Below are 12,848 nucleotides of genomic sequence, written 5' to 3'. Positions count from 1 at the left end.
TCGTCATGATGCTGGAGCAGCTCAAGGAAATCCTGTCCAACAAGCTCAAGGTGTCGCCCGAGGCCATCACCCCCGAAGCCACCAAGGACGACATCGAGCTGGACTCGCTGGCCGTGGTCGAGCTGTCGCTGCTGCTCAAGTCCGAACTGGACATAGACGTCAGCGACGACGACCTCCTGGAGGCCGAGACCGTGGCCGACATGGTGGAACTCATGGAGACGAGGAGCGCGAAGGTCTGATGGCCGGCATCGATATCGCCGTCACCGGGCTCGGTCTCGTCACCCCCGGCGGTATCGGGGTCGGGCCGAGCTGGGCGGCGGTCTGCGAGGGCCGGTCGGGCGCGGCGTTCGACCCCGTACTGGCGGACAACCCGGTACGGATCTCCTGCCGCGTGCCCGGCTTCGACCCCGAAGCGCTGTTGTCCGCCCGCCGGGCCCTGCGCCTGGACAGATTCGTGCAGTTCGCGCTGGTCGCGGCGCGCGAGGCCATCGCGGACGCCGGGCTCGACCCGCTGACCTGGGACGGCGCCCGGGTCGGGGTGGTGCTCGGCTGCGCGGACGGCGGCCCCGGCACCGTCGAGGAACAACACCACGCCCTGCGGGAGAAGGGCGCCGACCGGGTCTCGCCGCTGCTGCTGCCCATGCAGCTGCCGAACATGCTGGCCGGTCAGACGGCCATCGAGTTCGGGGCGACGGGCCCCAACCTGGTGGTGGCCACCGCCTGCGCCTCCGGGGCGACGGCCATCGGCACGGCCCGGGACCTGCTCGCCCTCGGCCGCTGCGACGTCGTCCTCGCGGGCGGCAGCGAAGCCATGATCACGCCGCTGGTGATGGCCGGGTTCGCGCAGATGGGCGCCCTGTCCAAGCGCGAGGACGACCCGACGCGCGCCTCGCGTCCCTTCGACGCGGAGCGGGACGGCTTCGTCGCGGGCGAGGGCGCCGGCATCCTCGTCATGGAACGCGTCGAGGACGCCCGGGCCCGCGGGGCGCACCAGCACGGCCGGATCATCGGCTACGGCGCCACCGCGGACGCCCATCACATGACGTCGCCGCATCCGGACGGCGCCGGGGTGGAGGCGGCGGTCCGCGCGGCCCTCGCCGACGCCGGCGCCGATCCGGACGACGTACAGCATGTGAACGCCCATGGCACCTCGACGCCGCTCAACGACGTCGCCGAGGCGCGGATGATCAAACGGACCCTCCAGGGGGACCCGCTGGTCACCTCCACCAAGGGTGTGACGGGGCATCTGCTGGGCGCGGCGGGCGCGGTGGAGGCGGCGTTCACGCTGCTGAGCATCGAGCACGAACTGGTGCCGCCCGTCGCCAACCTCGTCATGCCGGACGCGGAGGTCGACATCAAGCTGGCGTACTCGGCGACCTCCATGCCCATCGACCTGGCGCTCAGCAATTCCTGCGGGTTCGGCGGCCAGAACACCGTCCTGGCCCTCGCCCCCGCGTGAGCACCGGAGCGGACCCGCTCCCATCCCCGCCCCCACCCCCCGCCCTGCCCCGGCAGGAGCCGCAGCCGCCCCTCCGCCAGGGGGGCGGCTCGGCGCATCTCCCCCGTCCCGCACCGCAGACCCAGGAGAAGCCATGCACGATCCGCGCGAACTGATCGCGTCCGGGCCCGAGGCGGTGCGGCGCCTGGCCCGCCGCCGCCACGACCTCGACGTCGCCGCGCTCGACGCGGCCCACCGCGGCCGGGCCGACGCCCAGGCCGAGGTGACGCGGCTGCGCACCGAGATGAACCGCGCCGCCCGCGAGCGCGGGGCCGGGCCGCCCTCCGAGGAGGAGAAGGAGGCGGCCCGCGCGCTGCGCGCCGAGGTCCAGCGGGCCGAGGCCGCCGCCAAGGAGGCGGGCAGGCGCCTCGCGGACCTGGTCCTCGCCATCCCCAACATCCCCCTCGACACCGTGCCGGACGGCGACTCCGAGAAGGAGGCGGTGGAGGTGCGCCGCGGCGGTCCGCCCCCGTGCGCGGCGGCCGACGACCGGCACCACGCCGACATCGGGGAGCGGCTCGGCCTCTTCGACGGCAAGGCGGCGGCCCGGCTCTCCGGCGCCCGCTTCACCGTGAGCCGCGGCCCCGGGGCGCGCCTGGAGCGGGCGCTCGCCGACTTCTTCCTCGACCTGCACACCGCCGAGCACGGCTACACCGAGCACTCGGTGCCGTTCCTCGTCAACCGCGACACCATGACGGGCACCGGCCAGCTCCCCAAGTTCGAGGAGGACCTGTTCGCCACGCGGGTCGGCGACCGGGAGCTGTTCCTGATCCCCACCGCCGAGGTCCCGCTCACCAACCTGCTCGCACAGGCGACGCTGGACGCCCGCGACATGCCGTACGCGTTCACGGCGCGCACCCCGTGCTTCCGCGCCGAGGCGGGGGCGTACGGCAGGGACACGCGGGGCATCCTACGGCTGCACCAGTTCGAGAAGGTGGAGCTGGTCCGCGTCTGCGCCCCCGAGGACGCCCAGGAGCAGCTGGAGCTGATGCTGGGGCACGCCGAGGAGTGCCTGCGGCGCCTGGAACTCTCCTACCGGGTCGTGCTGCTGCCCGCGGGTGACCTCGGCTTCTCGGCCCGGATGACGTACGACATCGAGGTGTGGCTGCCGGGCAGCGGCTCCTACCGGGAGATCTCCTCGGTCTCCGACTGCGGCACCTTCCAGGCCCGCCGCGCCGGCATCCGCCACCGCGCCGCGGACGGCCGCAAGGAGCCCGCGGCGACCCTCAACGGCTCGGCGCTGCCGGTCGGGCGGACGGTGGCCGCGCTCCTGGAGCAGGGGGCCAGGCCGGACGGTTCGGTGGAGCTGCCCGAGGCGCTCGTCCCGTACACGGGATTCCGCCGCATCATGCCGGACGGCACGACCGAGTGAACAACGGCTGGGGGGAGTTCAGGTGATCACCTGAACTCCCCCTCCGTCATGCGTTCGCGGGTCACACGCCCATCATGTGCGCCCCGCCGTCCACGTGGACGATCTCGCCCGTCGTGCGGGGGAAGAGGTCCGAGAGCAGCGCGACGATGCCGCGGGCCGCGGGCTCCGGGTCGGTGAGGTCCCAGCCGGCCGGGGCGTGGGTGTGCCAGTCGTCGGCGAGCTCGGAGAAGCCGGGGATGGATTTGGCGGCCATGGAGCGCAGCGGACCGGCGGCGACGAGGTTGCAGCGGACGCCGCGGGGCCCGAGATCACGGGCGAGGTAGCGGCCGGTGGACTCCAGGGCCGCCTTCGCGACGCCCATCCAGTCGTACTTGGGCCAGGCCACGGTCGCGTCGAAGGTGAGGCCGACCACGGAGCCGCCGCGCGGTTCCATGAGCGGCAGGCAGGCGGTGGTCAGGGACTTCAGGGAGTACGCGGAGACGTGCACGGCGGTCGACACGTCCTCCCAGGTGCCGTCGAGGAAGTGGAAGGCGCCGGGCGGGCCGTAGGCGATGGAGTGCACGACACCGTCGAGGCCATCCGCATGCTCACGCACGCGGTCGGCGAGCCCGTCCAGGTGCTCCTGGTCGGTGACGTCCAGCTCGACGACCGGGGCGGGCTTCGGCAGCAGGGCGGCGGTGCGCTCGATCAGGGACAGCCGCCCGAAGCCGGTCAACACGACCTCGGCGCCCTCCAGTTGGGCGACGCGCGCCGCGTGGAAGGCGATGGACGCCTCGGTGAGGACGCCCGTCACCAGGACGCGCTTGCCCGCCAGCAGCCCGCTCATGACGCCACCGCCTGCGGCAGCGACGCGACCAGGGCGGAGTCGTGCGGCTGCGCGCCGAGCGCGGCGGCGCCGCCGGGCGAGCCGATCCCGGCGAAGAAGGCGGCGTTGGAGCCGCGGTGGTCGCCCCACCCGGCGGGCACGTCGTCCTCGAAGTAGATGGCCTCCACGGGACAGACGGGCTCACAGGCACCGCAGTCCACGCATTCCTCGGGGTGGATGTAGAGGGCGCGGCCGCCTTCGTAGATGCAGTCCACAGGGCATTCGTCGACGCAGGACATGTCCTTCACGTCGGCGCAGGGCTGAGCGATGACATAGGCCATGAGGGGTTCCTCATCGGGTCGGCGGAACGGGTCGGGGACAGTGGGGTCAGCCGGCGGGCGCGCGGTCGACCGAGGCGCCGGTGGTGCGCTCCCCCAGGGAGAGGACCGTCGTGGCGAGCGCGGCCATCACGGCGGCGATGACGCCGAACAGCGCGCCGGGACCGTACGACTGGAGGACCGGGAGCAGGACGAACGGCAGGGCCGCGGCGCTGAGTTTGGACAGCGAGTAGGCGGCGCCGGACGCGGCCGCGCGGATGGCGGTCGGGTACTGCTCGGCGAGGTAGACGTGCGAGACGTTGGAGAAGATGTTGCTGCACACGGTGTAGACGAAGCCGAACACCATGATGAGCGCCGGTGAGCCCGCGAAGGAGAAGCCGAGCCCGGCGACGACCATCGAGGCGGCCGAGGCGGCCACGAGCTTCTTGCGCTCGAAGCGGTCGATGATCGGCACGGTGAGCGCGGAGCCGACGGGGTAACCGAGGAAACACACCGCGGTGAAGCCGATCCCGGCGACGATCCCGTACCCCTTGGCGGCCAGGATCTGCGGCGCCAGCGTGCCGAAGCCGTAGTAGCCGACCGTCGACAGCGAACAGAAGATCCAGAGCATGACGGTACGGCGGCGCAGGTGGGGCTGGAAGATGTCGCGCAGGCGGGTGGCGGGGACGGTGTCCTGCGCGGCACCTGTCTTCTCCGCGACGACGGACGCCCTCGCGGTGACGGGTTCCGCGGCGACGGACGACCTCGCGGTAGCGGGTTCCGCGACGACGGACGACCTCGCGGTAGCGGATTCCGCGGCGACGGAGAGGTCGGCGGGGGCCTCCTTCGCGGCGACGGAAAGGCGGGCGGCGGCCTCCTTCGCGGCGGCGGGTACGGCGAGAGCCCCCTCCGCGGCGGCGGACGCCCTCGCGGTAGCGGGTTCCGCGGCGACGGACGCCCTCGCGGTAGCGGGTTCCGCGACGACGGAGAGGTCGGCGGGGGCCTCCTTCGCGGTGACGGAAAGGCGGGCGGCGGCCTCCTTCGCGGCGGCGGGTACGGCGAGAGCCCCCTCCGCGGCGGCGGGGGCCTCCTTCGCGGCGACGGAAAGGCGGGCGGCGGCCTCCTTCGCGGCGGCGGGTACGGCGGGGGCCCCGTTCGCGGCGGCGGAATCCGCAGCGATCTCCCCCTTGGCGGCGAAATCCGCAGCGGCCCCCTTCGCTACGGCGGACAGGCCGACGGCGGCCTCCTTCGCGGCGGCGGGTGCGGCGGGGGCCTCCCTCACGGCGGCGGGTCCGGCGTGTGCCTCGGGAGCCACCGGGGCCGCGGTGGCCGACGAGGTGACCGGCGGCGCGGAGACCACGACGTCCGACGCGGCTACCGGGGACACCGGGACAGCCGGGGCATCCCGGATAACCGGAGCAACCGAAGCAACCGAAGCAACCGAAGCAACCGGGATCACCATGGCAGCTGGGGTCGCCGAGGGCACCGGGGGCACCGGGGGCACCGGCGTCGCCGAGGGCACCGAGGTCGCCGGAACCCCGCCCGGAACCTCGGCCTCCATCCGCGAGACCAACGCGTCCGCCTCGTCCTCGCGGCCGACCGCGGCCAGCCAGCGCGGCGACTCGATCAGCCGCCTGCGCAGCACCCACACCACGGCCGAGCCGAGCGCGCCGATGACGAAGAGCCAGCGCCAGCCGTCGATGCCGAGCGGGGACAGCGGGACGAGCCACAGCGCGGCGAAGCCCACGGCGGGCACGCCGCAGAAGGCCAGGGTGTAGGCCCAGGCGATGAACCTGCCGCGTTTCCTGGCGGGCAGCACGTCGGACAAGTAGCAGTCGGAGAGCGACTGTTCGGCGCCGATGCCGACGCCGGCGAGGAACCGGGTCACGATCAGCCAGGCCGCGTTCGGCGAGAAGGCCCCGAGCAGCGAGAAGCCGGAGTAGATCGCGAGGTTGATGAGGAACGCCCGGCGCCGCCCGTACCGGTCGGCGATCTTGCCGAGCACGAGCGAGCCGATGAACTGGCCGATGAAGGCGGAGGCGAGGACGAGCTTCAGCTCGGTGGCACCGAACGCGAAGTCGTCCTGGAGGACCTTGGCGATGGTGCCGGAGAGGTTGTTCTCGAACGTATCGAAGAGCAGCCCGACGCCGATGACCGCGGTGACGCTGCGGTGGGTCGGGGTGATCGGCATCCGGTCGAGCCGGGCGCCGATCGAGGCACCCGATGAACTCGCACCCGTACCCGTACCCGTACCCGTACCCACGCCCACGCCCACGCCCACGCCCGCACCCGCGCCCGCGACCGCGCTCCGGACGGCCGGTCTGGTGACCGTGTCGACCATCAGGCGGCCCGTTCGATGTGCGCGTCGACCTCGCCCCGGCGCACCGGTGCGCTGACCTCGTGCAGGTAGGAAGCCACCTCACGGTAGGACGCCCAGAAGCCGACCTCGTGGTAGGGCACTCCGCGCTCGGCGCAGTACTCGCGGGTCAACTCCCGGGCGCGGCCCAGGTTCTTCTGCGGCATGGCCGGAAACAGGTGGTGTTCGACCTGGTAGTTGAGGCCGCCGTACAGGAAGTCGATGAACCAGGACGGGCGGATGTTGCGGGAGGTGAGGACCTGCCGCTCCAGCCAGTCCAGGGTCTCCTCGTCGCCGTCACGGACGTCCATGCCCTTGTGGTTCGGGGCGAAGATCATGCCGAAGTAGACGCCGAGGGTGGCCTGCTGCACGAGGATGAAAGCGACCGCGAGGACCGGCGACAGGACGGTGAAGACGCAGGTCAGATAGATCGCGGCGCGGGCGAGGAGCAGCGTGGACTCCAGGACGGGACGCTTGGTGAGGCCCTGCGCGATCGACTTCACGGCCGTCTTGTGCATCTTGAAGGACTCAAGGACGAGCAGCACGAAGAAGAGCACGCTCTGGTAGCGCACGATGAAGCGCTGCCGGGTGGTGCGGGTCGCGTACTGCTTGATGTCGAAGATCGCGGTGCGCCGGCCGATGTCCGGGTCCATGTCGAGGTGGTTGGGGTTGCTGTGGTGGCGGTTGTGGTGGTTGACCCACCAGCCGAAGCTGACCCCGTTGACGAAGTTGGCGTGGAAGTAGCCGACGGCGGACGCGGCCCGCTTGTCGCGGAACATGGCCTTGTGGCCGGCGTCGTGCCACATGAAGGAGGACTGGCCGCCGCAGAGGCCCATCCACACCGCCACGGCGAGCTGCCACCACGAGTCGCCCAGCAGGAAGAACGCGGTGAGCCCGGCCACCAGCAGCGTGGTGTTCCGGGTGAGGCGCCCTATGTAGTACCGCGGGTCGAGGTCGAGCAGCCCCTCCGCCTTGACGCGTTTGAGGAGCTCGGAGAACGTTGCGGATGCCCCGGTGCGCTGCGGGGCGGCGGTGTGCTGCGGGACCTCGGTGCGCTGCGGGGCGACGGCGACACCGGTCTCTTGGACGTGCGGACGCTGCATACGAAGCTCTCCTCGGAAGAAGTGCCCGAACCGGGCGGCGGCGCCCGCCCGGCGTCGGGTATCCCACCGGACGGACGCCGGGCGAACGTGTGTGCAGCGTTCCGTGAGGCGCTGATGTGGCGCTGATGCTGGGCTGATCGGTGCTGCTCGGCGCCGCTCCGCGCTGCTCGGCGCCGCTCCGCGCCCGGTCAGGCCGCGGGGGCGGGCGCGGCCCGCAGCAGGGCGTCCAGGTCGCGCACCACGGTGTCCGCGGCGCGGGCGACGTCCTCGTCGTCGGGGGCGGCGATGACGCCCATGAGCTGTTCCACCATGGCGTGTTTGAGCGTGTCGATGGTCTCCGCGTTGCCACTCATCGTCGTTCACTCCTGTGGGTCGTATGCGGTCTACGGGGGTCTGACTGGGCCTCAGAAGGCGTTGCACGCCCGGAAGATGTGCGCGAACGACGCGAGCGACGCGGGCCCGTCGAAGGCGACGTACTCCGGGATGGTCGCGTCGGGCGCCCACTTGTGCTTGTACGAGAGCTGCGTCTGCGCCGGGTAGAGCGCGGCGCCCTCCGCCCACAGGGCGTGCATGAGCCACTGGAACGCCGGGCTGTGGCCGTCCAGTTCGTGTGCCGCGTCCAGGCCGGTGAAGGGCGTGAAGCCGAAGTGCAGCCACGGGACGCCCTCGCCGCGGAACACCTCGATGGCGTGCGCGTTGATGGCCTCCATCAGGCCCGGCGACCCGTCCGGGACGCGTCGGCTCAGGTCGTGCATCCAGCCGGCGCGGGTACCAAAGACCGGGGAGTACGAGATGTACGCCACCGGGGCGTCGTTGATCGTGCCGACGAACAGCCGCCGGTGCTCCTGGGCCTCGCCGCCGATCTCGCCGACCAGGAACTCCAGGGGGCGGGCGGCGCCCTTGCTGGACAGCCAGGCGCCGTCGATGGTCTCCAGCGCGTCCCGCCAGGCGTCGGCCCCGACCTCCTGGATCTGGAGGCCGTTGCGGTAGGCGCGGGAGATCTTGTTGCGCAGCTGCATGAAACGGGTGCCGCGCAGGGTGAACTCCGCGAGGCTCACGGCCCAGGAGGCGCCGATCTGGTTGACGGTGAACCCGCGGCGCGCGTACCGCTCGGCGTCGTCGCGCTGGAGCTGGACGCCGACGTGCGTGAGCCCCTGCTCCCGCACGTGATCGCGGAAGGCGTCGAGAAGAGTGTCGTACGCCTCGGGCGCGGCGAAGGGCCCGCCGAACTGGACGGCGAACCGGCCGGTCCTGCGGTAGACGACGACGCCGTCCGTCCCCGGCAGCGTGAAGGAACTGTTGCCGCTGTTGAGCGCGAGGAACGCGCTGGGGTTCTCGGCCCGCGTATAGCTGCTCACAGCCTTGAGAATCGGGTTTTCCACTACGGTCACGGTCATGATCCGTATTCCTTTCGGAAGCCGTTGCGGTCGTTGAGAGTAGAGCACCGCCGCCCCTTTGATGGGAAGGGCGGAAAGCTCACACGGCAGGTACCGAAAGGCATGTCAGAGAGGCGTCAGCGATCCGTCAGAAGGGCCTGGCAATGTTGTTCTCGTGAACGGCACGGGAAACGGAAAACCGGGCCGGGAACACGGAGAGGTGCCCGGAGTGGTTTATCGGGGATCTCGGGCTCCAGTCCATCTCGGACTTCAGCTCAAGGTCGGGTCGCTCGCGGCCCACGCAGGTTCGAATCCTGCCCTCTCCGCCGGCACAGAACACCGTGCCCGCACCACCAGGAGAGGTGCCCGGAGTGGTTTATCGGGGATCTCGAGCTCCAGTCCATCTCGGGCTTCAGCTCAAGGTCGGGTCGCTCGCGGCCCACGCAGGTTCGAATCCTGCCCTCTCCGCCAGTGGAACCACGACGGAACCACGACTTCCACCGCCAGCGGAACTACGACTACCACCGCCAGCGGAGCTACGACTTCCACATCCACTTCGCCGGGCCTCCCCCGCTCCGGTGAAGCGACCGCCCCGGCGCCCCGCGAGAGCGGCTCGGCGCGCCGGGGCGGGTCTGCGTCCGGCGGGCGCGTCCCTCTTTTCCTGACATAACCAGCAGGTCAGCCCCATATCCGCCCGCCCGGCCAGGCTGCTTCAAAAAAATACCTTCCCAAAGGAATGATACCGTGAGAGGGTCTTCGCTGGAAGGGAGCCAGAGGGTGTGCCCGCTGCCTCCCCCTGGTCGGGGACGCCAGAGATCGCCACGCCGACCTCCACCCGCGGTCCCCCACACCGCAGCACCGATGGCCCTGGCGACCCGGAAGGTGAACCGCCCCGACGTTGCAGCAACGAAAGCCAAGGGGGAAACGGCATGCTGAGCTTTTCGATTCTCGGAGCACTGCAGATCCGCACCGCGTCAGGGTTCGCGGAGATCTCGGGAGATCTCCAGCGCAACCTCATCCAGACCTTGCTCGTCAGCGAGGGCCGCCCGATCTCGGGAGAGAGCCTGGTCGAGGAAATGTGGGGCGATTCCGTCCCCGACAAGCAGGCCAATGCCCTGCAGGCGCACATCAGCCGGCTCCGTCGAAAACTGAAGAGCCTGGAGCCCGACCTCACGGTTTCCCGGGTGACGATCCACCCTTCCGGATACCGCCTCACCATTCACGAGGGCGAATTCGACGCCGCGGAGTTCACCAAGGCCGTCCGCCAGGCCGAGGCCGCGGGCCCCGCGGACGCCGCCGCCACGGCCCCCTTACTCGGCCAGGCGCTCGCCATGTGGCGTGGCCCCGTATTCGGCGACTTTCCCGGCGGCACCATCTGCCAGCTCGCCTGCGCCCGTTACGAGGAATACCGTATGCGCGCCATGGAGCTGCGCTTCGAGGCCGAGCTGCGCCTCGGCCACCACGCCGCGATGCTCGCCGAACTCCACGAGGCGCACAGCAACCACCCGCTGAGGGAACGCTTCTGCGAGCAGCTGATGGTCGCCCTCTACCGCTCCGGCCGCCAGGCCGACGCCCTCAACGTCTACCGCAACATGCGCCGGCACCTCTCGGACGAGCTCGGCATCGACCCGTCCCCCGCGCTGCGCCACATCGAGCACGCGATCCTCGCGCACGACCCGGCCCTGACCGGCACCGGCACCGTCGCCCGCACCACGCTGCTCCAGCCCGCCTGAGCGTCGACGCCGGTATCCCGCAGGCAGGGCGTGACAAAGGCGCGGCACGGCACGGCACAGCGAGGCACGGCACGGCATGGCACGGCCGGCAAGGCGTCAGCGGCCGGTCAGCGCCGGTTGCCACCATCGGTACGGAAACAGCGGGCGCCCGCCCTCCGCGCGGCTCCCTCGTACGCGCCCCGCGCGGCGCGCATGAACCCCGACCACCGTATCCACCAGGAGATTCCATGACCACGAGCCAGACCTCCGCAACGCTTGGAACCGCGGCCACGAGCTCGTCCGCCGCCGCGCGCCCGCTGCGTCTCTTCCTCGGCCTCGACGCCGCAGTGACGGCCGGCAACGGCCTGATCTACCTGATCGCCGCGGGCCCCGTCGGCGACCTGCTCGACATGGACGCCGGTCTGCTGCGCGGCATCGGCGTCTTCCTCACCGTCTACGGCGTGCTCGTCGGCTTCCTCGCCGCCCAGCAGGTGCCGTCCACGGCCGCCACCAAGATCGTCATTGAGGCCAATCTGCTGTGGGCGGTCGCCAGCATCGCCACCGCGCTGTTCGGCTGGTTCGACCCGAACACGATCGGCACGGTGTGGATCCCGATGCAGGCCCTCGTCGTGGGCGCGTTCGCCGTCCTCCAGATCAACGGCCTGCGCAAGCTCACCAACTGACCACACGCAGCGTCCACGTCCACGTCCACGTCCACGTCCCCGGTGACGGCGACCGGTAAGGGGAGAGATGAGACTGCACGTCGCGGAGCTGGCGGCCATCAAGGAGCGGGTGCACGCAGGACCCGGCGAACCGGCCACCGCCGCCCAGAAGGCCAAGGGCAAGCTCACCGTGCGGGAGCGGATCGAACTGCTTCTGGACGAGGGCTCGTTCCGCGAAGTCGAACCCTTGCGCCGGCACCGGGCGACCGGTTTCGGCCTGGAGGCGAAGCGGCCGTACACCGACGGTGTCATCACCGGCTGGGGCACGGTCGAGGGCCGCACGGTCTTCGTCTACGCGCACGACTTCCGCATCTTCGGCGGCGCCCTCGGCGAGGCGCACGCCACGAAGATCCACAAGATCATGGACATGGCCATCGCGGCCGGTGCCCCGCTGGTCTCGCTGAACGACGGCGCGGGCGCCCGTATCCAGGAGGGCGTCAGCGCGCTCGCGGGCTACGGCGGCATCTTCCAGCGGAACACCAAGGCCTCCGGCGTGATCCCGCAGATCAGCGTGATGCTCGGCCCGTGCGCGGGCGGCGCGGCATACAGCCCCGCCCTCACCGACTTCGTGTTCATGGTCCGTGACACGTCGCAGATGTTCATCACCGGGCCCGACGTGGTCCGCGCGGTGACGGGCGAGGAGATCACCCAGAACGGCCTCGGCGGCGCGGACGTGCACGCCGGGACGTCGGGCGTCGCGCACTTCGCGTACGACGACGAGGAGACCTGCCTGGAGGAAGTGCGCTACCTGCTGTCGATGCTGCCGTCCAACAACCGGGAGAACCCCCCGGCGGCGGCGGCCGACGACCCGCCGACCCGCACGTGCGAGCCGCTCCTGGACCTGGTCCCGGTGGACGGCAACCGCCCGTACGACATGCACCAGGTGATGGAGGAACTGGTCGACGACGGCGACTACTTGGAGGTCCACGAGCGCTGGGCCCGCAACATCATCTGCGCGCTGGCCCGTCTGGACGGCAAGGTGGTGGGCATCGTCGCCAACCAGCCGCAGGCGCTGGCGGGCGTCCTGGACATCGAGGCCTCCGAGAAGGCGGCCCGCTTCGTCCAGATGTGCGACGCCTTCAACATCCCCATCGTCACCCTCCTGGACGTCCCGGGCTTCCTCCCGGGAGTCGACCAGGAACACGGCGGCATCATCCGCCACGGCGCGAAACTGCTCTACGCCTACTGCAACGCGACGGTTCCCCGCATCTCCCTGATCCTGCGCAAGGCGTACGGCGGCGCGTACATCGTCATGGACTCCCAGTCCATCGGCGCCGACCTCACCTACGCGTGGCCGACGAACGAGATCGCGGTGATGGGCGCCGAGGGCGCCGCCAACGTGATCTTCCGCCGCCAGATCACCGCCGCCGAGGACCCCGAGGCCACGCGCGCCCGCATGGTCAAGGAGTACAAGACGGAGCTGATGCACCCCTACTACGCCGCCGAACGCGGCCTGGTGGACGACGTCATCGACCCCGCCCAAACCCGCCAGGTCCTGATCGACTCCCTCGCGATGCTCGCCAACAAACACGCAGACCGCCCGGCCCGCAAGCACGGCAACCCTCCGCAGTAAGGCCCCACACACCG

General features: G+C 71.1%; 12 protein-coding genes and 1 tRNA gene. 7 read left to right on the top strand and 6 right to left on the bottom strand.

Going from position 1 to position 12,848, the window contains the following annotated elements; translation table 11 throughout:
* Positions 1–5 precede the first annotated feature (5 nt).
* The 3 genes from ACOBQB_RS34245 to serS all read left to right on the top strand — a co-directional run bounded on the left by ACOBQB_RS34245 (position 6) and on the right by serS (position 2,870).
* On the top strand, positions 6–239 hold the full coding sequence (locus ACOBQB_RS34245) for an acyl carrier protein (RefSeq protein ID WP_423597383.1): 234 nt from the start codon (positions 6–8) through the stop codon (positions 237–239).
* The gene (locus tag ACOBQB_RS34240; protein WP_423597381.1) at positions 239–1,459 is read left to right on the top strand and encodes a beta-ketoacyl-[acyl-carrier-protein] synthase family protein; all 1,221 of its coding nucleotides are present in this window, start codon (positions 239–241) and stop codon (positions 1,457–1,459) included. The genes ACOBQB_RS34245 and ACOBQB_RS34240 overlap by 1 nt, the downstream gene beginning before the upstream one ends.
* Positions 1,460–1,592: 133 nt before the next feature.
* Positions 1,593–2,870 carry a serine--tRNA ligase gene (gene serS, locus ACOBQB_RS34235; RefSeq protein WP_423597379.1) on the top strand — a complete coding sequence of 426 codons (1,278 nt, stop codon included), beginning with the start codon at positions 1,593–1,595 and terminating at the stop codon, positions 2,868–2,870.
* 61 nt (positions 2,871–2,931) lie between these two features.
* On the opposite strand, the gene fabI is transcribed toward serS, so the two are convergent.
* The 6 genes from fabI to ACOBQB_RS34205 all read right to left on the bottom strand — a co-directional run bounded on the left by fabI (position 2,932) and on the right by ACOBQB_RS34205 (position 8,848).
* Positions 2,932–3,696 (bottom strand): enoyl-ACP reductase FabI, encoded by a 765-nt coding sequence (gene fabI / locus ACOBQB_RS34230; protein WP_423597377.1) that lies wholly within the window; start codon positions 3,694–3,696, stop codon positions 2,932–2,934.
* A complete protein-coding gene (gene fdxA / locus ACOBQB_RS34225; RefSeq protein ID WP_423597375.1) occupies positions 3,693–4,016 on the bottom strand; it encodes a ferredoxin in 324 nt (107 codons plus the stop codon). Before fdxA ends, fabI begins: the two co-directional genes overlap by 4 nt.
* A 46-nt stretch (positions 4,017–4,062) precedes the next feature.
* Entirely contained in the window at positions 4,063–6,333 is a 2,271-nt protein-coding gene (locus tag ACOBQB_RS34220) for an MFS transporter (RefSeq protein WP_423597373.1), read from the bottom strand.
* Positions 6,333–7,451 (bottom strand): fatty acid desaturase family protein, encoded by a 1,119-nt coding sequence (locus ACOBQB_RS34215; RefSeq protein ID WP_423597371.1) that lies wholly within the window; start codon positions 7,449–7,451, stop codon positions 6,333–6,335. The genes ACOBQB_RS34220 and ACOBQB_RS34215 overlap by 1 nt, the downstream gene beginning before the upstream one ends.
* A 188-nt stretch (positions 7,452–7,639) precedes the next feature.
* Positions 7,640–7,804, bottom strand: a complete 165-nt coding sequence (locus tag ACOBQB_RS34210; protein ID WP_423597369.1) for a hypothetical protein — start codon at positions 7,802–7,804, stop codon at positions 7,640–7,642.
* Positions 7,805–7,855: 51 nt separating this feature from the next.
* A complete protein-coding gene (locus ACOBQB_RS34205) occupies positions 7,856–8,848 on the bottom strand; it encodes a DUF2156 domain-containing protein (protein ID WP_423597367.1) in 993 nt (330 codons plus the stop codon).
* A 335-nt stretch (positions 8,849–9,183) separates the two neighbouring features.
* Between ACOBQB_RS34205 and ACOBQB_RS34200 the strand changes: the two genes are divergently transcribed.
* From ACOBQB_RS34200 to ACOBQB_RS34185, 4 genes are all read left to right on the top strand, one after another.
* A tRNA-OTHER gene (locus ACOBQB_RS34200) sits at positions 9,184–9,298 on the top strand.
* 458 nt (positions 9,299–9,756) lie between these two features.
* Entirely contained in the window at positions 9,757–10,560 is an 804-nt protein-coding gene (locus tag ACOBQB_RS34195) for an AfsR/SARP family transcriptional regulator (RefSeq protein WP_423597365.1), read from the top strand.
* 227 nt (positions 10,561–10,787) lie between these two features.
* Entirely contained in the window at positions 10,788–11,222 is a 435-nt protein-coding gene (locus ACOBQB_RS34190) for a hypothetical protein (RefSeq protein WP_423597363.1), read from the top strand.
* A gap of 67 nt (positions 11,223–11,289) precedes the next feature.
* Positions 11,290–12,834, top strand: a complete 1,545-nt coding sequence (locus tag ACOBQB_RS34185) for an acyl-CoA carboxylase subunit beta (RefSeq protein WP_423597361.1) — start codon at positions 11,290–11,292, stop codon at positions 12,832–12,834.
* Positions 12,835–12,848 lie beyond the last annotated feature (14 nt).

Source organism: Streptomyces sp. G5(2025) (assembly GCF_049542075.1).
In the GTDB taxonomy this organism is placed as follows: domain Bacteria; phylum Actinomycetota; class Actinomycetes; order Streptomycetales; family Streptomycetaceae; genus Streptomyces.
This window is presented reverse-complemented; position numbering and strand designations above follow the sequence as displayed.